This window comes from Actinoplanes sp. KI2 (assembly GCF_025630775.1).
In the GTDB taxonomy this organism is placed as follows: Bacteria; Actinomycetota; Actinomycetes; order Mycobacteriales; family Micromonosporaceae; genus Actinoplanes.
Genome location: NZ_JAOSZE010000085.1, coordinates 1 through 20859 on the forward strand (window position 1 = coordinate 1; position 20859 = coordinate 20859).

The following is a 20859-nucleotide window of genomic DNA, read 5'->3' on the forward strand; positions in this document are numbered from 1 at the left end:
ATGCGGGGGAAACGTGGAAGTCGCATGGTGACCTCCCGAAAGAATACGAATCACCACACTCAACGTTTCTCGGTTGCCTATCGGGATTCCAGGGCCGGAAGTCGCCCGTTCGCGGGGCAGATGGATCCGCTCGAGGACCTGCTCCCGTCGCCAGGGCCTATTTGATCCGCCCTCGCCGAGTCGGCCCGTCGGCGGCAGCGCCGGCCGCTGCCCCGGTGCTCACGTCTCCGTCGTACTGCTGGCGTACCACAATGGGCCGTCGGGCCACCTACAGCCAGCCGCGGCGTTCGATCGCCGGTGGACGGCCGCCCTTCGAACCTTTGGCCTTGCGGTGCGCGTCTTGATCGGTCTTGCTTGGAATACAGGCCCGGATGCCACGGGATCGCAGGTGTGCCCGGTTGGCCTTGGACGTGTAGGCCTTGTCGGCCAGCACCGTGTCGGGCCGGGTCCGTGGCCGGCCACCCTCGGCTCGGGCCACCCGTACCCTTGGCCAGCATCGGGATGAACTGCGGGCTGTCGCCGCGCTGTCCGGCGGTCACCACCATGGCCATCAGTTTGCGGCCTTGTTCGCAGGCCAGATGGGTCTTGGTGGTCCAGCCGCCCCTCGATCGGCCGAGGCCGTAGTCTGCCGGCTCGGCCTGCACGCCGCCAGGCGGCTCCTTCTGCCCGTGACCGTCGCGGCGGGCGCCGGCCGCGTGCTGGTGGGCACGGCTGATGGTCGAGTCGACGCTCACGGTCCAGCCGATCAACCCGGCCGCGTCCGCGCGGGCCTGCAACAAAGCCAGGATCCGCGCCCAGACACCATCACGCTGCCACCGCCGAAACCACCGATACAGCGTCTGCCACGGCGGGTACACCGCAGGCACATCCCGCCACGGTGAACCGGTCCGGACCCGCCACCGGATCCCGTCGATGATTGCTCTCATGGTCCATCTGCGCGGCCGAGCATGACCCGTTCCCGCAGGCAGCAGCGGCTGCAGCACCGCCCACTGCACGTCGGTCAGGTCGTGTCGCCTCGCTGCCGCTACGCTCGGCACGAGGTCTCCGGTGTGAAGTTCTAGCTTGGTCGCTGAACCGACTACCGGAGACCTCTTCAGTTATCGACCACCGCCACGCCGCAACATCGACGCGGCCTTACGAAACACGGCCTAGCAGCAAATCCGATCACTGATCAGGCGACTAGGCTAGGCGACCAGTTGCCACGACGCCAACTGGGCCGCCAAAGCGATCAAGGCGCCCGCCAGCGCCGCGTCCAGCGGCCGGACCCGAGTGACCCACCAATGCCGCAGGACGCCGGCTGTCACCAGCACCGCCAGGCTCACGGCCAGAACGGCCACGGCCAGCGGCAGACGGAAGGCGAGGCGCAGCGGTAGCGGCCACGCCATCCAGCCGAGGAATCCGACATCCACCAGGCCGGGCAGCCGGCCGATCGCGGCCACGGTAGCCAGGGCGGCGAGCGCCCCCAGAGCCGCGACGACGGCGGCCGCGCGCCGGCCGAGGCGGTCGCCGAGGGACGCGGCCGGGCGGGCGCGGGCCCGCTGGCGCACGACCGTAGCACCGGCGGCCACGAGCCACCCGGCCGCCACGACCGCCACGACGACGAGCAACGTCCATTGCAGCGGGCGCGGACCGTTGCCGACCGGGTTGAGATTGAGCCCGCGCCACCGGACCGGCGGCCCGCGCAGGTCGAGGAATTCCCCGTTGTCGGCCAGGAACAGGCCCGGCCGGAATTCGGTCAGCCGGTGCCGCACCGGCGTTCCGTCCTCGGCGGCGTCGAAGTACGGCACCCCCGACTCGACGTGGAACCGGGACGGCGGCGTGCTGGGGCTCATCGCGCCCCGGCGGCCGGTCCGGTACCACTCGGGGTAACCCGCCCAGCGGGCGGACTGCGCGGCGGAGGCCGGCAGTGCGACGGCCGAGATCCGATCGGCCAGATCCTGGGGCGGAACGAAGTGCGTGTCGGGCTCCACCACATCGGACTGGGTGGGGAGAGCGTGCAGCCGGTCGCGATACGGGCTGCCCGGCTCGGTCACCAGATCATGGAGGATGCCCAGGGCAAGTGTGCCCTGCAGGTGATGCTCGGCGGAGTTGGTGAGCACGGCGATGCCGAGCTGAAGCTGCGGGAGCCACCACAGGTCGGACAGAAAGCCGTACCCCCCGCCGCCGTGACTGAACAGGTCCAGGTACTGGCCGGCCCGCCATCGGGTCCGGGCCACACCGAGCGCGTACCCGGCCGGCGCTCCGGCGTCCGGCGCCGGGACCGTCCGCATCTCCCGCATCAGCGGGGCGGCCAGCACCCGGTGACCGCCGATCGTGCCCTCACCCAGTTGGAACCTCAGGAACTGGGCGAGGTCCGCCGCGCTGCTCCACAATCCGCCGGCCGCCGTCATCGGGATGTCCACCGGCGCCGGCACGGGGTCGCCGGCATGGCCGACCGCGCGGTCGGCCGTGGCGTGCACCTGGGAGCGGTCGAACGTGCTGCGATCCATGTGCAACGGCACCAGGAGCGAGTCACGAACGACGACTGGGAAGGGCTCGCCGGTGACCTGTTCAAGGATGTATCCGGCGAGGTCGATCCCGAGATTCGAGTACGCGTATCCGGTCCCCACCGGGAACCGCAGCCAGGTGTCGGAAATGCTGCGGACGTGCTCTTCGAAGGCACCGGGTTCCGGCTCGTAGTTGTTCCCGACCGGGGCCTCGTGGGTGAGGCCCGCGGTGTGGCTGAGCAGCATCCGCAGCGTGATCCGCCGTTCCGGACGCGGCTCAAAGGCGCTGTGCACCGTGAAGCCGGGCAGGTACCTCGTGATCGGCACATCGAGGTCGAGGCGACCGGCCTGGACCGCCAGCATCACGGCCGTGGCGGTGAAGATCTTCGACATCGACTGGACGCTGAAGAGGGTATCGGCAGTGATGGGCGTACGCCGATCGCGATCGGTATAGCCGAACCCCTGCTGCCACACCACCCGCTCGCCGTCGACCACGGCGACGGCGAGGCCCGGGATGTGCTCACGCGCCATGAGCCGGGGGATCTCGGCCCGATAGCGCGCCACTACGGCGGTGGCCCCGTCGAAGCGCACGGCCGGCGCCGCGGCGGATGGTGCCACGACCATCGCCACCAGGGCGGCGACCACGGCGGCGATCGCCGTGCCAGCCCATCCACGCTTGACCATGGAACGACCCATCGCCGGCACCGGCTGAAGAACCTTCCGGACGATGGTCATCCCGCCAGGAACCGCAACAGGTCGTACACGACGAAGGCGGGCCACACGAGCGCCTTGAGAACGCCGAGCACGCCGGGCCAGAAGCCGTCGGCCTGTCCGATGTACCAGACCAGCGCGCCGATCAGTCCGAGCCCGTAGACGGCGTCGCCGCCGCCGGCGCGTCCGGACCCGCGACGCCGGACGTTGCCGGTCATCGAAGGGCCTCCTTCCCGGATGTCTCCACTCTGCTCTCGCGCCGGGCCGGACCGGGAGGGTCGTTCGTCCCGCCGGGCCGGCCGCGACGATCAGTCCTCGGACCGGGGTGCGAACACCACCACGGCCGTCTCCGCCGGTCGCAACGCCGCGTACGCGTCCAGTTTCGGGTCGATCTCGCGCCACCGGGCCCACAACCGGGAACGCTCGTCACCCGTCGCGGCGTACGCCCGGACGAGTCGCCGTCCACCGGGCAGGTCGACGGTCGCATCCGGACGATCCCGCAGGTTGAGCCACCAGGCCGGCTCCGGCCCGCCCCAGCCGTTCATCGCCAGCGAGACCAGATCCGGGCCGTCCTCGAAGTACGCGAGGAGCACGCTGCGGCTGCGGCCGGTCCGGCGCCCGACGGTGGTCAGCCGCAACGTTCCCCAGTGGCCGGGACGAGGCCGCCGCAGGCCCAGCCTGCCGCCTGTCAGCCGATACAGGCCCCGGTGCACCGACCAGGCGAGCCGGATGAACCAGCGTGGCGGCAGCCACGGCGCGCTCGTTTTCCGCTCTACCGACATGACGACCTCCTCGGCTTTGGCATCACCCTACGAGGGGGACGCCGGCCCACCCAGTGCCGAAGGCCATGGCCTTCCGCCGATCGGCCCATCGGCCGGCCGATCAGGTTCTTCTGCCGTGTCGGTCAGGCGCGCCGCGCGGACGCTGACAACATTGGTGGGAACGCGACGCTGGGGCGCGGCCGAGACCGGCGGCGGCGCCGACGACGATCGGCATGCTCGGGTTCCTGGGCATCACAGCGCTCCTCGGCGGCGGCGAGCTCACCTTGGGCTATGGGCGAGCGCCGAGCCGCCGACCGACTGGCTCCGCGCCCTACCGCAGGCCCGGCACACCCTCACCCTGCTCGCCACCACGAACGTCCCGGCGGGCGTACGACCAAGATTTGACGAAGGAGTGCCGTGGGCCACCCTGGTCCGCCCCCGATCGCGGGCCGGAAGACACGGACGCGGCCATGGCCGCAAGGCCCGGCCGGACGGGACGGTTCGCCGGGCCTTGGACAGGGCCGGCTCAGCCGTTCCGGAAGGCCGGTAGCAAGAGGAACGATGTGGCAGCGCGACGGTCCAGAGTTCGGTCCCGCCGCACGCGACGCACAAGAAGATCCGCGACCCGTCCTCAGCTGCGCACCATCCTCCCTTGTCCGTCCGGCGCGGCGCTGGGCCTGCCGGGCTGGCATAAGTTGCCTACGCTGAGGCGCCGAACGGTCGGCAACGCAGGCCGGATTTCCTGGCGTCGGGAGGGGCATGGTCAGCCTTGTTCTGCTGGCCGCGGCAGGGCTCCTGGTCCTCGCGGTCGCGGCCGATCATCTCGTGCTCGGCGCCAGCCGGGTTGCCCGGCGGTTGCGGCTCTCGCCGGTGGTGGTGGGCGTCGTGGTCATCGGGCTGGGGACGAGCGCGCCGGAGTTCCTCGTCTCGGGGCTGGCCGCCGCCCGCGGGGACGCGGGCCTGGCGGTCGGCAACCTGGTCGGTTCCAATGTGGTGAACGTGACCCTCATCCTCGGTACCGCCGCGCTGATGGCGCCGGTCGTCGTGCACGCCACGGTCGTACGCCGGGAGGCGCCGCTGGCGGTCGGGGCGGTCACGTGGTTCGCACTCGCGGTGTGGCGGGGTCTGGATCCGGTCCTCGGCGTGCTTCTGGGGCTGGCCGGGGTGGCCGCGTTGGTGCTGCTGGTACGGCAGGCGCGGCGGGAGTCCGGACCCGAGATGCCGGCCGAGGTGGACGAGTTTCTCCGGGACGGGCGGCGACACCCGCTCGGCTGGGAGGCCACCCGTACCGTGGCCGGTCTGGCCGGGACGCTTGCCGGCGCCGAGTTGCTAGTGACGAAGGCCGCGGCACTGGCGGACCGGCTGGGCGCACCACAGGTGATCGTCGGGTTCACCCTGGTGGCCATCGGCACCTCCGTGCCGGAGCTGGTCACGGCGATTCAGGCGCAGCGTCGGGGGGAGAGCGATCTGCTGGTCGGGAACCTGTTGGGCAGCAACCTGTTCAACGCGCTGTTCGGCGGAGCCGTGGTCGGCCTGGCCGGTGGTGCCGGTGGCGCCGGGGTGAGGTGGCCGATCCTGGGCCTGATGGTGCTGGTCGCCATGCTGGCGTGGGCGGTGTTGGTCCGCGGCGGGCGCGTCACCCGGCCGGAGGCGGCCCTGCTTCTCGCCGTTTACGTGACCACCTTGCCGGCACTTGTCTGATCCGGCACCTCCTCAAGGCCCGCACCCGTCGGTCCGCCGACTGTCACCAGCGGACCGGCCACTTCGGCCACCGCGCCTTCCTGGGCAGAACGAGTTGCGGGAGGCGTCACTCACCAAGGAGTGAACCGGCGACCGGACCGGCATCTTGCCTGCCACATTTGGCCCGTGATGCGCGCCCATGAACACCGGTCCCATAACTCGTACGCCGGCACCGAACCCGACCCGGTCAACCTCGCCCCGGGACCGATTCCAGAGCCGTAGCCGAGCGAACCGCCTCGAGCAGCCGCTGGGTGGTACTGATTTCGTGGACGATGGGCCGGGCACGCCACCGCGGATGCTGCTGACGCAGCTCGCAGAGCAACGACTCAGGGCGGCAACCGGCTCGGACCAGTGCCCGAGCAGAGCTTCCCGCACTTGGCAGCCTGGGAGTACGGTGAGCGGCAGGTGTGCCGGGAAGTCTGGTCGGCGGTCATGATCGTTTCCGACCAGAAGGGCACTGCTGCCCTGGACTCTGTCGCACTGAGCGCTGTCCACCTCACCAAGCGGTACGGGCGGTTGACCGCCGTCGACGATCTCACCCTCGACGTGGCCGCGGGTGAGGTGTTCGGGTTCCTCGGCCCTAACGGCGCCGGCAAGTCGACCACGATCCGCATGCTGCTCGGCCTGGCCCGGCCGACCGCCGGGCACGCCGCGTCTTCGGCGTCGATGCCCTGGACGTGGCCGCCCATCGGTCCCTGGCGTACGTACCGGCCGATGTGGCCCTGTGGCCGCGGCTGACCGGCGGAGAACACGGCCAGCAGCAGGACCACGGCGAAGCAGAGCAGCAGCACGGAGTCTCCGGATCATGGGAACGGCAGGGTGGCGCAGCAGCCACCCGCGCGGCTCTACCCGACTGACGGACCGCGGTCAGCCGGGGCGTGGGATAAAGAAGTCGTATAGATGGCCGGGTTGTGTGTGAAGACTCGCCGAAGATTCCTCCATTCGGCCGGTGTATCGGTTGGGCTGGCCCGGTGTGGGGCTCGATGAAGCGGCTGGTGGTCGGCCGGCGTATCCGCAGTGATCGGCTCGGCGAGCAGCAGCTGCCGAAGCGGATCGCGTTGCCGGTTTTCGCGAGCGACCCGCTGTCGTCGGTCGCGTACGCCACCCAGGAGATCCTTCTCATCCTGACGCTGGGCGGGATGGCATACCTGTCCATGGCACCGTGGATCGCGGTCGCCATTGTGGTGCTTCTGGCCGTGGTGGTGCTGTCCTATCGGCAGGTCATCCACGCGTACCCCAGTGGTGGTGGGTCCTACGAGGTTGCCTCGCGCAACCTCGGCGCCGGCGCCGGGCTGGTGGTCGCGGCGGCGTTGCTGGTGGACTACGTGATGACCGTGGCGGTGTCCGTCGCCGCGGGGGTCGACAACATCATCTCCGCGGCGCCGGAGCTGAACGCTTATCGCGTCCTGCTGAATCTGGGGTTCGTGGCGCTGTTGACCGCGATGAACCTGCGCGGCGTGCGAGAGTCCGGGCGGGTCTTCGCCGTGCCGACCTACCTGTTCGTCGTCGGTGTGCTCATCCTGATCGCGGTCGGCTTCGCCGAGATGCTGGCGGGGCACCCGCCGGTTCCGGAAAGCGCCGGTTGGCAGATCACGCCCGAGCCCGACCATGTCGGGTTGACTGGGATCGCGCTGGTGTTGCTGGCCCTGCGCGCGTTCTCCTCCGGATGCACGGCCTTGACCGGTGCGGAGGCCATCTCCAACGGCGTGCCGGCGTTCCGGCCGCCGAAGTCGGAGAACGCGGCCCGCACGATGGGCCTGATGGGATTGCTGTCGATCACGATGTTCTCGGGCATCACCGCGCTGGCGTTGCTGACGCATGTCCGGTACGTCGAGAACACCTGCGATCTGATCGGCTTCCCGGGCGACTGCGCGACCAGCGCGCAACGCACGATCATCGCCCAACTGGCCGCCGCGGTGTTCGGCGGCGCCCATTCGATCATGTTCTACTACATTCAGGCGGCGACGGCGCTCATCCTCATCCTGGCCGCGAACACCGCGTACAACGGGTTTCCGCTGCTCGGATCGATCCTGGCCCAGCACCGGTATCTGCCCCGTCAGCTGCATACCCGTGGTGACCGGTTGGCCTTCTCCAACGGCATCGTGCTGCTGGCCGTGGTCGCCGGTGGGCTGATCTGGCTGTACCAGGGGTCGGTGACCGCGTTGATCCAGCTGTACATCCTGGGCGTGTTCACCTCGTTCACGCTGTCGCAGACCGGCATGGTCCGGCACTGGAACCGGGCCCTGCTCACCCGGCACGACCGCCTCGACCGTCGGCGGATGCACCGCTCGCGTCTCATCAACGCGTTCGGAGCGGTCTTCACGGGCCTGGTGCTGATCGTCGTGACGATCACCAAGTTCACCCACGGGGCGTATCTGGTCGTCATCGCGATCCCGCTGCTGTTCGTGATGATGCGGGCGATCCGCCGCCACTACGACCGGGTGGCCGCCCAACTGGCTCCCGAACCGGGCGGGATGGTGCTGCCCAGCCGCATTCACGCGGTCGTCCTGGTCTCGCAACTGCACCGGCCGACCCTGCGGGCGCTGGCGTACGCGCGGGCCACCCGCCCGGACACGCTGACCGCGCTCACCGCGGCGATCACGCCCGACGACGTCCGGAACCTGCAGGACGAATGGAACGATCGGGGCATCCCGGTCGCGTTGACGGTCGTCGAGGCCCCCTACCGGGACCTGACCGAGTCGGTGCTCGAGTACGTCGCCGGGGTGCACCATGATCATCCCCGCGATCTGATCGTGGTGTACATCCCCGAGTACGTGGTCAGCCGATGGTGGGAACATCTGCTGCACAACCAGTCCGCGCTGCGGCTCAAGGCCCGGCTGCTGTTCCAGCGCAACGTGATGGTCACCAGCGTGCCATGGCAGCTGGACCCCGGCCACGCGGATGCTCGCGCGGTCACCGCCGAGCCGCGGCTGCCGGCGGATACCGTACGGACGTGACGACGGCACCACCCGTACGACCCGGCCGCACCCGAGCCCTCGCCGGCACGGTGCTCGGCGCGGTCGGGCTGGCCGCTCTGACCGCCGTGCTGGTGGCCCACCGGGCCCAGCTTGCCCTGGCCAGCATGGTTCTGCTGTACCTGGCCGTGGTCGTGGCGGTCGCCGTTGTCGGCGGTCTGTGGCCCGCCCTGGCCGCCGCGCTGGCCTCCGACCTGCTGGTCAACTTCTTCCTCGTCCAGCCGTACCACACCTTCACCGTCGAGCACCGCGACAACGTCATCACCCTGCTGGTGTACGTGGCGGTGGCCGGTACCGTCGCGGTCGCGGTCGACCTGGCCGCCCGGCAGCGCGCCGCCGCCGCCCGCACCAGCATCGAGTCGGAACTGCTGGCCCGCATCAGCGCCGCGCCGGTCGGCGAGGGCTCGCTGAGCCAGCTGCTCACGCACTTGCGGGACACGCTGCACATGGACGGCGCGGCCCTGCTCGAAACCGACAGCGCCGGCGGCCAGCAGGTGGTCGCCATGGTCGGATCCCGGCCCTCGGCGAACCCGGTGCTCTCCGTGCCCGCCGGCGAGGGACTCAGCCTGGTCGTCGACGGGCCGCCGCTGTTCGCCCCGGACCCTCGCTTCCTGAGCCGGCTCGCAGCCGCCGCCGCCCGTACGCTGCAGGCCGAACGGCTGGCCGCCGAGGCCGCCGCCGCCCGGGAACTGGCCGAGATCGACCGGCTCCGCACGGCGCTGCTGACCGCGGTGGGTCACGACCTGCGAACCCCGCTGGCCGGGATCAAGGCCGGCGTGTCCAGCCTGCGGCAGACCGACCTGGCCCTGACCGGCGAGCAGCGCGCCGAGCTGCTGGCCACCGTGGAGGAGTCCGCCGACCGGTTGGACGCCCTCGTGGAGAACCTGCTCGCGATGAGCCGGCTGCACGCCGGCGCGATCAGTGTGCACCCGCTGCCGGTCGCGATCGGCGAGGTCGCCGCGGCCGCGCTGCTGTCTCTTCCGGCGGCGCGTACGACCGTCGACGTCCCCGACGACCTGCCCCTCGTGCACGCGGACCCCGGCCTGCTGGAACGCGCCGTCGCCAACGTGATCGCGAACGCCCACCGCGCCAGCCCACCCGGCAGCGCCGTCGAGGTGATCGGCCGGGCCGTCGAGGGCCGGGTCGAGCTGCACATCGTCGATCATGGCCGCGGCGTGGCCCCGAGCGACCGGCAGCGGATCTTTCAACCGTTTCAACGACTCGACGACCGCACCGCCGACGGCGGCCTCGGCCTCGGCCTGGCCATCGCGCAGGGCTTCCTCGACGCCATGGACGCCACCATCACCCCGGCCGACACCCCTGGCGGAGGCCTCACCATGGTCATCAGCGTTCCGGTGGCCGGTGACCGCCCATGAGTCGCATTCTCGTCGTCGACGACGACCGGCAACTGTTGCGGGCCCTGCACATCACCTTGTCCGCCAGCGGCCACGACGTCCGGTCGGCAGGCGATGCCCGCACCGCCCTGGAGTTGGCCGCCAACCACCCACCGGACCTGGCCATCGTCGACCTCGGCCTGCCGGACATGGACGGCATCAACGTCGTCACCGCGCTGCGCGGCTGGTCCGGCGTGCCGATCATCGTGCTGTCCGCACGGCACGGCGAACCGACGAAGATCAACGCCCTGGACGCGGGCGCCGACGACTACATCACCAAACCCTTCGGCATGGGGGAACTCCTGGCGCGGGTTCGCGCGGCGCTGCGCCGCACCACCCCCACCACCGATCAGCCGGTCGTCTCCACTGCCGCGTTCACGGTGGACCTGGCGGCCCGACGAGTCACGACCCGCACCGGGGAGGCCCGGCTGACGCCCACCGAATGGCATCTGCTGGAAATCCTCGTCCGTAACGCCGGCCGGCTCGTCACCCACCAGCAACTGCTGAACGAGGTATGGGGACCCAAGTTCGAGTCCCAGACCAGCTACCTGCGGGTACATCTGGGAAACCTCCGCCGCAAGATCGAACCCGATCCCGCCAAGCCGCGATACCTGCGCACCGAGCCCGGCCTGGGCTACCGATTCCTCCCCGACGACCAATGAGCCGCGCCGCGGATACCGGCCCGCCCGCCGTCACCCGCCACGGCACGGGCCGCGTCGCCGCGTAGCCATCCCGTCAAGATTCGACCGCGCGCCATCAAGAAGCCGTTAAGAACGCCGCCGACCGCGGTGGGCGGACGTTGACTGGCTGCCGGAACCGATTCCTCGGGAGGCGACGGGTGTGGCGAGACGGCGTGGGCTTGCAGCCGGTGAACGTACGCCGGCCGGTCTGACACTGGCCGGTGGCGTCGTGGCGGTGACCGTCACCGCGATGGTGATGGCGCTGCTGACCGACACGGTGAGTGAGCGGGTGGGGGTGCTGGCGGCGGCCGTCCTGCTGTTCACCGCCGTCGCGGGCGACAGCCGGGCGGCGGCCGGGGTGGCGCTGATCGCCTGGGCGACCGGCAACGGCTTTCTGATCAACCGCCTCGGTGAGCTGCGCTGGCGCGCTCCGGTCGACGACCGGTTCGCGGCCGGTCTGCTCGGCGCCGTCGCCCTTGGCATGATCATCGCCCAGCTCCGGCGTGGGCTGCGCAACCGGCGCCGCTGGCGGCCGGTGCGGCACCTGCTCGCCGCGGAGGCGCCGCGGGTCGCAGGCCTGCGGCCGGGACGCCTGGCCGGAATCGCTGCGCTCGGCGGCCCCGGCCGACAGTCCGGTCAGCAGGCGCGACGCGCCTTTGACGAGCCGTAAATACACGTGGCGGTGCCTGGCCGCGCAGGACGACGCGGGACTTTCGGCCGCCGCCCGCGCGAGTACCCGGGCAGCGCAAGAGTACGAGGAGGTGCCGTGGTGGCCGATGTGGCGTACGTGCTGTTGACGGTGGCGCTGTTCGCGTTGCTGTCGCTGGCGGTGCGGGCGGTGGAACGGCTGTGAGCGCGGAAAATCTCGTCGGACTGGTCCTCGCGGTGGCGCTGACAGCGTTTCTGGTGGTGGCCCTGATCTTCCCGGAGCGGTTCTGATGAGCAGCGCGGCGGCGGGTGCCGTCTTCATCGGCTCACTGGTGCTGGCACTGGCGGTGGCGTACCGGCCGCTGGGTGACTACATGTACCGGGTGGTGTCCTCAGACCGGCATCTGCGGGCCGAGCGGGCGCTGTATCGGGTGTGCGGGGTCAACCCCGACGGTGAGCAATCCTGGGGCGTGTACGCGCGCAGCGTGCTGGCGTTCTCGGCGGTGTCGGTCCTGTTCCTGTACGCGTTGCTGCGGGTGCAGCACTGGCTTCCGCTGTCGCTGGGCCTGCCGGGCGTTTTCCCGTCCGGGTCGTGGAACACCGCGGTCAGCTTCACCACCAACACCAACTGGCAGTGGTACGCGGGCGAGTCCACGATGGGTCACCTGGTGCAGATGGCCGGGCTCGCGGTGCAGAACTTCGTCTCCGCGGCGGCCGGTGTGGCGGTGGCGGTGGCGCTGGTGCGCGGCTTCGCCCGCAGCCGCACCGATCAGCTGGGCAACTTCTGGGTGGATCTGGTGCGCATCGTCGTGCGGGTGCTGTTGCCGATGTCTGTCGTGGCCGCCATCGTCCTGATCGCCGGCGGCGCCATCCAGAACCTGTCCGGCGGCACCGACCTGCACACCCTGGCCGGCGCGACCCAGCACATCACCGGTGGCCCGGTCGCGTCCCAGGAGGCGATCAAGGAACTGGGCACCAACGGCGGTGGTTTCTACAACGCGAACTCGTCGCACCCGTTCGAGAATCCGACCACCTGGACGAACTGGCTGGAGATCTTCCTGCTGCTGGTGATCTCGTTCAGCCTCCCCCGTACCTTCGGCCGCATGGTCGCCAGCAACCGGCAGGGATACGCGATCCTCGCCGCGATGGCCGTCCTGGCGATCGGCAGCATCGTCACGATCAACGTGCTGCAAGGCGCCCACGGTGGGACCGTGCCGGAGGCGGTCGGCGCGTCCACCGAGGGCACGGAGACCCGGTTCGGGGTGTTCGACTCGGCGACCTTCGCCGCCTCCACCACGTTGACCTCGACCGGGTCGGTGAACTCGTTCCACGACTCCTACACCGCGCTGGGCGGCGGCGTCACGATCCTCAACATGATGCTCGGCGAGGTCGCGCCCGGCGGCACCGGCTCCGGCCTGTACGGCATGCTGATCCTGGCGGTGCTGACGGTGTTCATCGCCGGGCTGATGGTCGGGCGGACCCCGGAGTACCTCGGCAAGAAGATCAGCGCCCGCGAGGTCAAGCTCGCCTCCCTGTATTTCCTGACCACGCCCGTGCTCGTGCTGGTCGGCACCGGGGTGGCGATGGCCAGCGGGTGGGGCAGGGCGGGGATGCTCAACACCGGCCCGCACGGCTTCTCCGAGGTGCTGTACGCGTTCACGTCAGCGTCCAACAACAACGGCTCGGCGTTCGCCGGTCTCACCGTCAGCAGCGCCCCGTACAACACCGCGCTCGGACTGTGCATGCTGCTGGGCCGGTTCCTGCCGATGGTCTTCGCGCTCGCGCTGGCCGGCTCGCTGGCCCAGCAGCAGCCAGTCCCGGCTTCGACCGGCACGCTCAAGACGTACCAGCCGCTGTTCGTCGGCATGCTCGTCGGTGTCACGGTCATCCTCGTCGCGCTGACGTTCCTGCCCGCGCTCGCGCTCGGCCCGCTGGCTGAAGGCCTGTAGGAGGACCCCATGTCCGTTACCACCGCCGAGGCTCCCGCGGCCGGCGCAGAACGGCCACGCCGGGTCGGCGGAGGCCTGCTCGATCCGGCCCAGCTGTGGAGGTCCGGTCCGGACGCGCTGCGCAAGCTGGACCCCCGGACGCTGTGGCGCAACCCCGTCATGCTCATCGTCGAGGTCGGCTCCGTGTTCACCACCGTGCTCGCCGTAGCGCAACCGAGCGTGTTCGCCTGGCTGACCACGATCTGGCTGTGGCTGACGGTGGTGTTCGCGAACCTCGCCGAAGCGGTCGCCGAGGGCCGCGGCAAGGCGCAGGCCGACACGCTGCGGCGGGCCAAGCGCGACACCACCGCCCGGCGTCTGGTCGGCTGGACACCGGGCGCCCGCGACCCCGGCGAAGAGCAGGTGCCGGCCACCGACCTGCAGCTGGGCGACATCGTCGTCGTCGAGGCGGGTCAGATCATTCCGGGCGACGGCGACGTGGTCGAGGGCATCGCCAGCGTCGACGAGTCGGCCATCACCGGCGAGTCCGCGCCGGTGATCCGGGAGTCCGGCGGCGACCGGTCCGCGGTCACCGGCGGCACGAAGGTGCTTTCCGACCGGATCGTCGTGCGGATCACCCAGCGGCCGGGTGAGAGCTTCATCGACCGGATGATCGCCCTGGTCGAGGGCGCCAACCGGCAGAAGACCCCCAACGAGATCGCATTGAACATCCTGCTCGCCGCCCTGACGATCATCTTTCTGCTGGCCGTCGCCACGCTGCAGCCCTTGGCGATCTTCGCCAAGTCGCACAATCCGGCCGCCCCGGACAGCCTCGCGCTCGGCCCCGACGGGGTCACCGGCATCGTGCTGGTATCCCTGCTGGTGTGCCTGATCCCCACCACCATCGGGGCCCTGCTGTCGGCCATCGGCATCGCCGGCATGGACCGGCTCGTGCAGCGCAACGTCCTGGCCATGTCCGGCCGGGCCGTGGAGGCCGCCGGCGACGTCAACACCCTGTTGCTGGACAAGACCGGCACGATCACCCTCGGCAACCGGCAGGCCAGTGAATTCCTCGCCGTCGACGGCGTGACACCCCTGGTGCTGGCCGATGCCGCGCAACTGTCGAGCCTGGCCGACGAGACACCCGAGGGCCGTTCCGTGGTGGTCTACGCCAAGACCGCGTACGGGTTGCGCGAGCGGCACCCCGGCGAACTGGCGCACGCCACCTGGGTGGAATTCACCGCACAAACCCGCATGTCCGGCATCGACATCGCCGCCGACGGCCACCTCCCGGGCCGGCGCATCCGCAAGGGCGCCGCGACCGCGGTAATGAAATGGGTCCGCGACCACGGCGGGCACCCCACCGACGACATCGGCCCGCTGGTCGACGGCATCTCCGCCTCCGGCGGCACCCCACTGGTGGTCGCCGAGCACGCCGACGGCGAGCCCGCCCGGGCGCTCGGCGTGATCCACCTCAAGGACGTGGTCAAGTCCGGCATGCGGGAACGCTTCGGCGAGATGCGCCGGATGGGCATCCGCACCGTCATGATCACCGGGGACAACCCGCTGACCGCCCGCGCGATCGCCGAGGAGGCGGGCGTCGACGACTTCCTCGCCGAGGCCAAACCGGAGGACAAGCTCGCCCTGATCAAGACCGAACAGGAGGGTGGCCGGCTGGTCGCGATGACCGGCGACGGCACCAACGACGCGCCGGCGCTGGCGCAGGCGGACGTCGGCGTGGCGATGAACACCGGCACGTCGGCCGCCAAGGAGGCCGGCAACATGGTCGACCTCGACTCCGACCCGACCAAGCTGATCGAGATCGTGGAGATCGGCAAACAGTTGCTGATCACCCGCGGCGCGCTGACCACCTTCTCCATCGCCAACGACATCGCCAAGTACTTCGCCATCATCCCGGCGATGTTCGCCGCCGTGTACCCCGGACTGGACACCCTCAACATCATGCGCCTGCACAGCCCCGCCTCGGCGATCCTGTCCGCGGTCATCTTCAACGCGCTGGTCATCGTCGCTCTTATCCCGCTCGCTCTGCGCGGCGTGCAGTACACCCCCTCCTCGGCCGCCGCGATGCTCCGGCGCAACCTGCTGGTCTACGGCGCCGGCGGCATCGTCGCCCCGTTCGCCGGCATCAAGCTCATCGACCTGCTCATCCAGTTCATCCCCGGTATCTGAGGAAGGCATTGTGATGCGACTTCCGGCATGGCTGAACCAGCACCTGGCTGCGCTGCGGACGCTGCTCGCCCTGACCGTCCTCACCGGGCTGATCTATCCGCTCACGATCCTGGCCTTCGCACAGCTGCCCGGCCTGAAGCACCACGCCGACGGTTCGCTGATCACCGTCGGCGACACGACGGTCGCCAGCGCCGTCCTCGGGCAAGCCTTCACCGACCCCGCCGGCCGCCCACTGCCGCAATACTTCCAGAGCCGACCGTCAGCGGCCGGCGACGGGTACGACCCGACCGCCACCGCCGCGTCCAACCTCGGCCCGGAAAGCATCGTCGACACCCTGCCCGACCCGGCGCTGACCGCGGCCGGCGCCAGCGACGCCAACGCCAAGCTGAGCCTGCTCACCCAGGTCTGCGCCCGCAGCAGGGCGATCGGCGAGCGCGAGGGCGTGGACGGCGGCCGCCCGTACTGCACCCCGGGCGGGGTCGGCGCGGTGCTCGGCGTGTTCCGCCGCCACGGCATCACGGGCGCGGTCACCCGGGTCGTCAGTCTCAACGAACCATGCCCCGCCACCCCCTTCCTGGCCACCTACCAAGGCAAGACCGTGGAATGCGCGACGTACGGCGAGGACTACAGCAAGGCCGTCGTCACCCCGATCCGCGGCGACGCCCCGCCAACACCGGCCGTGCCCGCCGACGCGGTCACCGCCGGCGGCTCCGGTCTCGACCCGTCCATCAGCCCGGCCTACGCATCCCTGCAGGCGCCGCGCATCGCCCGGGCCCGCGGCATCGACGTCGCCAAGGTGCGCGAGCTGATCGACGCACACACCACCGGCCGGGCGCTGGCGTTCATGGGCGAGCCAAGCGTCAATGTGGTGCAGCTCAACATCGACCTGGACCGCACATACCCCGCCCGCAGCTGACATCCGACGGCCCTCGAGGCGCAGGAGGTGACGATGACGACCCGGACCCGTGGACAGCTTCGCGTCTACCTCGGAGCCGCGCCCGGAGTCGGCAAAACCTACAAGATGCTCGAGGAAGGTCGCCGGCGCCAGGAACGCGGCACCGACGTCGTCGTCGGGTTCGTTGAATGCCACGGCCGAAAACACACCGAAGCGCTGGTCGACGGCCTGGAGATCATCAACCGACAGGCGATCAACTACCGCGGCACCGCATTCACCGAGATGGACCTGGCCGCGATCCTCGCCCGCAACCCGCAGGTGGCGCTGGTCGACGAGCTGGCACACACCAACGTGCCCGGGGCGGCCAACGCGAAACGCTGGCAGGACGTCGAAACCCTGCTGGACGCCGGCATCAATGTGATTACCACCGTCAACGTCCAGCACCTGGAATCGCTCAACGACGTCGTGCAGCAGATCACCGGCGTGCCCCAGCGGGAGACCGTGCCCGACGCGATCGTGCGCCAGGCCGACCAGATCGAACTGGTCGACATGGCGCCCGAAGCGCTGCGCCGCAGGATGGCGCACGGCAACATCTACCAACCCGACAAGATCGACGCGGCCCTGGGCAACTACTTCCGCGTCGGCAACCTCACCGCCCTGCGAGAACTCGCACTGCTGTGGGTGGCCGACAAGGTGGACGACCAACTCGACCGCTACCGCACCGAACACCACATCACGCACACCTGGGAAACCCGGGAACGCGTCGTGGTAGCCCTGACCGGAGGCCCGGAAGGCGACACCCTCGTCCGGCGGGCGGCCCGCATCACCGCCCGCACCAAGGGCGCCGACCTGCTCGCCGTCCACATTGCCCGCAACGACGGCCTGGCCGCCAACAGCAGCCCCGCCCACCTCGCCCGCCAGCGCATGCTCCTGGAGAACCTCGGCGGCACCTACCACCAGGTGGTCGGCACCGACATCCCCGCTGCCCTGCTCGACTTCGCCCGCGGCGTCAACGCCACCCAACTGGTCCTGGGCGCCAGCCGCCGCGGCCGGCTGGCGCAGATCTTCGCCCCCGGCGTCGGCGTGACCACCACCGCCGATTCCGGCCCGATCGACGTGCACCTGGTCACGCACGAAGAGGCCCGCCGCCGACGCCCCGGCATCACCGCCACCCGCGGCCTGACCGCCGGCCGGCGCATCGCCGGGTTCGTGCTCACCGCACTCGGCCTGCCGGCCCTCACCGCCGCCCTCACCGGCACCCGCGCCCAGCTCTCGCTGCCCAGCGACATCCTGCTCTACCTCGCCGCCGTCGTGACCATCGCCCTCGTCGGCGGCCTCTACCCGGCATTGACCGCCGCGATCACCGCATTCCTGCTGATCAACTGGTTCTTCGTCCCGCCGATCCACACCTGGACGATCGCCGAGAAGGAAAATCTGCTCGCCCTCGCCGTGTTCCTGCTGGTCGCCGTCGCCGTCAGCACCGTGGTCGACCTCGCCGCCCGGCGTACCCGCGAGGCAGCCCGCGCGCGCGCCGAGGCCGAAACACTGTCCACCGTCGCCGGCAGCGTCCTGCGCGGCAGCCGGCCACTGCCCGCCCTGCTCGACCAGGTCCGCGAAACCTTCCAACTGACCGGCGTCACCATGCTGGAACGACGACCCGACGCCGGCGCCGGACCCGACCTGCGCCACGACCCCGCCGCCTGGCACGTCGCCGCGGCCGTCGGCGACCAGCCATGCACGACACCCGGCCAGGGCGACACCGAGGTCCTCATCGACGACGACGTGTCGCTGGTGCTTCGCGGACATCCCCTGGCCGCGGCCGACCGACGGGTCGTCGAGGCGTTCGCCGCTCAAGCGGCGGTCGCCCTGCGCCAGGAACGCCTCGAGGAACGAGCCGCAACGGCCGGGCAGCTCTCCGAGGTCGACCGACTGCGCACCGCGCTGCTGTCGGCGGTCAGCCACGACCTGCGCACGCCCCTGGCCTCGGCCAAAGCCGCCGTCGACACGCTGCGCAGCGCCGACGTCAAGCTCGACGACACCGACCGGGCCGAACTGCTCGACACCGCCGACCACTCCCTGCACCGCCTGCACCGCCTGGTCGACAACCTGCTCGACATGAGCCGCCTGCAGGCCGGCGCGCTGGCCATGGCTCCACAGCCCACCAGCGTCGCCGACGTCATCCCGCGCGCCGTCGACGACCTCGGCGACGACGGCCACGAGATAGACATTCACGTATCCGACGACCTCTCCGAGATCAACGCCGACCCCGCGCTGCTCGAACGGGCACTGGTCAACCTGCTCACCAACGCGCTGCGGCACAGCCCACCCGGCCAACCACCCATCGTCAACGCCAGCGAGCACAGCGGCAACGTCGAGATCCGCGTCATCGACCACGGCCCCGGCGTGCCCGCCGCCGACCGGGACCGCATCTTCCAGCCGTTCCAACGCCTCGGCGACCGCGACAACGACACCGGCGTCGGCCTCGGGCTCGCTCTCTCCCGCGGCCTCGTCGAAGCCATGGGCGGCACGATCTCCCCCGACACCACCCCCGGCGGCGGGCTCACCATGACCATCAGCCTGCCCACCATCGAGGCCGCCGGCAGCCCCGGCCAGGCCGCCGACCAGGCCATCCTCGACCGCGTGGACCACTGGCACAGCGGCGAGACCCACCCCGGCCATCCCCCACCGCACGGGAAGACACCACCGTGACCAAGGTGCTCATCGTCGACGACGAACCACAGATCCTGCGCGCCCTGCGCATCACCCTCAACGCCCGGCAGTACGAGGTCATCACCGCCACGAACGGCGCCGACGCCCAGCGCACCGCCGCCACCGCCCACCCCGACCTCATCATCCTCGACCTGGGCCTGCCCGACATCGACGGCGTCGAGGTCATTCGCAGGCTACGATCCTGGACCCCGGTGCCCATCATCGTCGTGTCCGGCCGCCTCGACAGCCGGCAGAAGCTCGACGCTCTCGACGCCGGCGCCGACGACTACGTCACCAAACCGTTCAGCGTGCAAGAACTACTCGCGCGCATCAGAGCAGTCACGCACCCAACGACCGGCGCCGACACCGCGTTCACCGTGACCATCGGCCGGTACACGGTCAACATCGCCGAACACGTGATCAGCGCCGAGGACGGCACGAGCGTGCAGCTGACACCAGTCGAGTGGCAACTGCTCGACGTGCTGGTCCGCAATCCCGGCAAACTCGTCAGCCAACGACAACTGCAACAGATGTGGGGACCGACGTACCGCGCCGAGAGCGACCACCTGCGCCAGCACATGAAACATCTGCGGCACAAGCTCGAGCCGCAACCGGCCCACCCCCGCTACCTGCTCACCGAGACAGGAATCGGATACCGCTTCCAACCATGACCGCTGAGCGCCATCGGCCGGCGTCCCTACGCCACGGCCTCACCAACCCGCGCCGGGACAGTGGGTCGGCGTACGGCCTCCCGGAAAATCCCCAGGACCGTCGTAGTGTCGATGCATGCGCGCCGCGGACGTTTCCACGACCATGAGCACCGTGACCGAGCAGACCCCGGCCCGTGACGCGGCCCGGCTGCTCGCCGCCCAAGACCTGCCCGGGCTGGTCGTGATCGACGCCAACGGCCGGCCGGTGACGGTTCTGGCCGGCACCCAGGTGCTGCGGATGGCGCTGCCCTCGTACTGCCAAGATGACCCGGCCCTGGCCCGAGTGATAGACGAGGCGGCCGCGGACGTGATCCTGGCGGGTATCGGCGAGCGCACGGTCGCCGACCTGCTGCCCCGCCGGCGCCCCGAGCTTCCCGCGGTCAGCGGCGACGCGACCCTGCTGGAGGTGGCCGCCGTGATGGCCCGGGCGAACGTGCCGCTGGTCGCCGTGGTCGACGCCGCGTCGGTGATGACCGGTGTCATCACCCTCGACGGCCTGCTCGACCGGGTGCTGGGCACCTGAGGAGTCAAAAGACGAAGAACCGCAGCCAGAGGTACGGCACGGCGAGCGCCACCGAGACGATCGTGACGATCAGCCCGTACTTGGTGAACTCCCAGAACCTGATCCGGTGTCCGGCCCGGGCGGCGATCCCGAGCACGACGACGTTGGCCGACGCGCCGACCGCGGTGGCGTTGCCGCCGAAGTCGGCGCCGATGGCGAGCGCCCACCACAGCACCTGGGCCTTGCCCAGACCACCCGAGCGGTCGACGAGCTCGGCGACGATCGGGCTCATCGTCGCCACGTACGGGATGTTGTCGACGATGGCCGACAGGCCGGCGGACGCCCACAGCAGCAACAGCGTCGCGGGCCACAGTTCGCCCTCGACCGCGCCGGTCGCGGCGTGCGCGATCTTGTCGATCACCCCGGTGTCGACCAGCGCGCCGACCATCACGAACAGCCCGGCGAAGAAGATCAGCGTCGGCCACTCCACGTCCCGGGCGACCTCCTCGGCATCCAGCCGGGACAGCGCT

At 70.5% G+C, this 20859-nt stretch carries 17 protein-coding genes and 2 pseudogenes; 14 read left to right on the forward strand and 5 right to left on the reverse strand.

Annotation, left to right across the window (positions count from 1 at the left end; all coding sequences use genetic code 11):
• Positions 1–286 precede the first annotated feature (286 nt).
• The 4 genes and pseudogenes from ODJ79_RS45480 to ODJ79_RS45495 all read right to left on the reverse strand — a co-directional run.
• Positions 287–1037, reverse strand: a pseudogene (locus ODJ79_RS45480) (IS5 family transposase); the annotation flags it as partial.
• 147 nt (positions 1038–1184) lie between these two features.
• On the reverse strand, positions 1185–3221 hold the full coding sequence (locus ODJ79_RS45485; protein WP_263029983.1) for a serine hydrolase domain-containing protein: 2037 nt from the start codon (positions 3219–3221) through the stop codon (positions 1185–1187).
• On the reverse strand, positions 3218–3415 hold the full coding sequence (locus ODJ79_RS45490) for a hypothetical protein (protein ID WP_263029984.1): 198 nt from the start codon (positions 3413–3415) through the stop codon (positions 3218–3220). The genes ODJ79_RS45485 and ODJ79_RS45490 overlap by 4 nt, the downstream gene beginning before the upstream one ends.
• Positions 3416–3505: 90 nt before the next feature.
• Complete coding sequence (locus tag ODJ79_RS45495; protein ID WP_263029985.1) at positions 3506–3979, reverse strand: nitroreductase family deazaflavin-dependent oxidoreductase; 474 nt, start codon at positions 3977–3979, stop codon at positions 3506–3508.
• A gap of 738 nt (positions 3980–4717) precedes the next feature.
• On the opposite strand from ODJ79_RS45495, the gene ODJ79_RS45500 reads away from it, so the two are divergent.
• The 14 genes and pseudogenes from ODJ79_RS45500 (at position 4718) to ODJ79_RS45565 (ending at position 20350) form a co-directional block, all read left to right on the forward strand.
• Positions 4718–5659, forward strand: a complete 942-nt coding sequence (locus ODJ79_RS45500; RefSeq protein ID WP_263029986.1) for a sodium:calcium antiporter — start codon at positions 4718–4720, stop codon at positions 5657–5659.
• A 471-nt stretch (positions 5660–6130) separates the two neighbouring features.
• Positions 6131–6349 (forward strand): annotated as a pseudogene (locus ODJ79_RS45505) (ATP-binding cassette domain-containing protein); the annotation flags it as partial.
• Positions 6350–6681: 332 nt separating this feature from the next.
• Entirely contained in the window at positions 6682–8655 is a 1974-nt protein-coding gene (locus ODJ79_RS45510; protein ID WP_263029987.1) for an APC family permease, read from the forward strand.
• Positions 8652–10049 (forward strand): sensor histidine kinase, encoded by a 1398-nt coding sequence (locus ODJ79_RS45515; RefSeq protein WP_263029988.1) that lies wholly within the window; start codon positions 8652–8654, stop codon positions 10047–10049. Before ODJ79_RS45510 ends, ODJ79_RS45515 begins: the two co-directional genes overlap by 4 nt.
• On the forward strand, positions 10046–10729 hold the full coding sequence (locus ODJ79_RS45520; RefSeq protein WP_263029989.1) for a response regulator: 684 nt from the start codon (positions 10046–10048) through the stop codon (positions 10727–10729). Before ODJ79_RS45515 ends, ODJ79_RS45520 begins: the two co-directional genes overlap by 4 nt.
• 247 nt (positions 10730–10976) lie before the next feature.
• On the forward strand, positions 10977–11417 hold the full coding sequence (locus ODJ79_RS45525) for a hypothetical protein (protein WP_263029990.1): 441 nt from the start codon (positions 10977–10979) through the stop codon (positions 11415–11417).
• A gap of 12 nt (positions 11418–11429) precedes the next feature.
• Positions 11430–11600: a hypothetical protein gene (locus tag ODJ79_RS45530; RefSeq protein ID WP_263029991.1), complete on the forward strand. Its 171-nt coding sequence runs from the start codon at positions 11430–11432 to the stop codon at positions 11598–11600.
• Entirely contained in the window at positions 11597–11686 is a 90-nt protein-coding gene (gene kdpF, locus ODJ79_RS45535) for a K(+)-transporting ATPase subunit F (protein ID WP_263029992.1), read from the forward strand. The genes ODJ79_RS45530 and kdpF overlap by 4 nt, the downstream gene beginning before the upstream one ends.
• Positions 11686–13344, forward strand: coding sequence for a potassium-transporting ATPase subunit KdpA (gene kdpA / locus ODJ79_RS45540; protein ID WP_263029993.1), 1659 nt, complete (start codon positions 11686–11688; stop codon positions 13342–13344). The genes kdpF and kdpA overlap by 1 nt, the downstream gene beginning before the upstream one ends.
• A 9-nt stretch (positions 13345–13353) precedes the next feature.
• The gene (gene kdpB / locus ODJ79_RS45545) at positions 13354–15513 is read left to right on the forward strand and encodes a potassium-transporting ATPase subunit KdpB (protein WP_263029994.1); all 2160 of its coding nucleotides are present in this window, start codon (positions 13354–13356) and stop codon (positions 15511–15513) included.
• 13 nt (positions 15514–15526) lie between these two features.
• Positions 15527–16429 carry a potassium-transporting ATPase subunit C gene (locus ODJ79_RS45550; protein ID WP_263029995.1) on the forward strand — a complete coding sequence of 301 codons (903 nt, stop codon included), beginning with the start codon at positions 15527–15529 and terminating at the stop codon, positions 16427–16429.
• Between the two features lie 33 nt (positions 16430–16462).
• The gene (locus ODJ79_RS45555; RefSeq protein ID WP_263029996.1) at positions 16463–19117 is read left to right on the forward strand and encodes an ATP-binding protein; all 2655 of its coding nucleotides are present in this window, start codon (positions 16463–16465) and stop codon (positions 19115–19117) included.
• The gene (locus tag ODJ79_RS45560; RefSeq protein ID WP_263029997.1) at positions 19114–19788 is read left to right on the forward strand and encodes a response regulator; all 675 of its coding nucleotides are present in this window, start codon (positions 19114–19116) and stop codon (positions 19786–19788) included. The genes ODJ79_RS45555 and ODJ79_RS45560 overlap by 4 nt, the downstream gene beginning before the upstream one ends.
• A 115-nt stretch (positions 19789–19903) precedes the next feature.
• On the forward strand, positions 19904–20350 hold the full coding sequence (locus tag ODJ79_RS45565; RefSeq protein WP_263029998.1) for a CBS domain-containing protein: 447 nt from the start codon (positions 19904–19906) through the stop codon (positions 20348–20350).
• A gap of 4 nt (positions 20351–20354) precedes the next feature.
• Here ODJ79_RS45565 and ODJ79_RS45570 read toward each other — a convergent pair.
• On the reverse strand, positions 20355–20859 hold a 505-nt coding region (locus ODJ79_RS45570), incomplete at its 5' end, for an SLC13 family permease (RefSeq protein WP_263029999.1).

Coding starts and splice junctions, on each gene's coding strand:
- ODJ79_RS45485 (WP_263029983.1), bottom strand. CDS start 3,221: ATGACCATCGTCCGGAAGGTTCTTCAGCCGGTGCCGGCGATGGGTCGT.
- ODJ79_RS45555 (WP_263029996.1), top strand. CDS start 16,463: ATGACGACCCGGACCCGTGGACAGCTTCGCGTCTACCTCGGAGCCGCG.
- ODJ79_RS45495 (WP_263029985.1), bottom strand. CDS start 3,979: ATGTCGGTAGAGCGGAAAACGAGCGCGCCGTGGCTGCCGCCACGCTGG.
- ODJ79_RS45550 (WP_263029995.1), top strand. CDS start 15,527: ATGCGACTTCCGGCATGGCTGAACCAGCACCTGGCTGCGCTGCGGACG.
- ODJ79_RS45490 (WP_263029984.1), bottom strand. CDS start 3,415: ATGACCGGCAACGTCCGGCGTCGCGGGTCCGGACGCGCCGGCGGCGGC.
- ODJ79_RS45500 (WP_263029986.1), top strand. CDS start 4,718: ATGGTCAGCCTTGTTCTGCTGGCCGCGGCAGGGCTCCTGGTCCTCGCG.
- kdpA (WP_263029993.1), top strand. CDS start 11,686: ATGAGCAGCGCGGCGGCGGGTGCCGTCTTCATCGGCTCACTGGTGCTG.
- kdpB (WP_263029994.1), top strand. CDS start 13,354: ATGTCCGTTACCACCGCCGAGGCTCCCGCGGCCGGCGCAGAACGGCCA.
- ODJ79_RS45565 (WP_263029998.1), top strand. CDS start 19,904: ATGCGCGCCGCGGACGTTTCCACGACCATGAGCACCGTGACCGAGCAG.
- ODJ79_RS45510 (WP_263029987.1), top strand. CDS start 6,682: ATGAAGCGGCTGGTGGTCGGCCGGCGTATCCGCAGTGATCGGCTCGGC.
- ODJ79_RS45520 (WP_263029989.1), top strand. CDS start 10,046: ATGAGTCGCATTCTCGTCGTCGACGACGACCGGCAACTGTTGCGGGCC.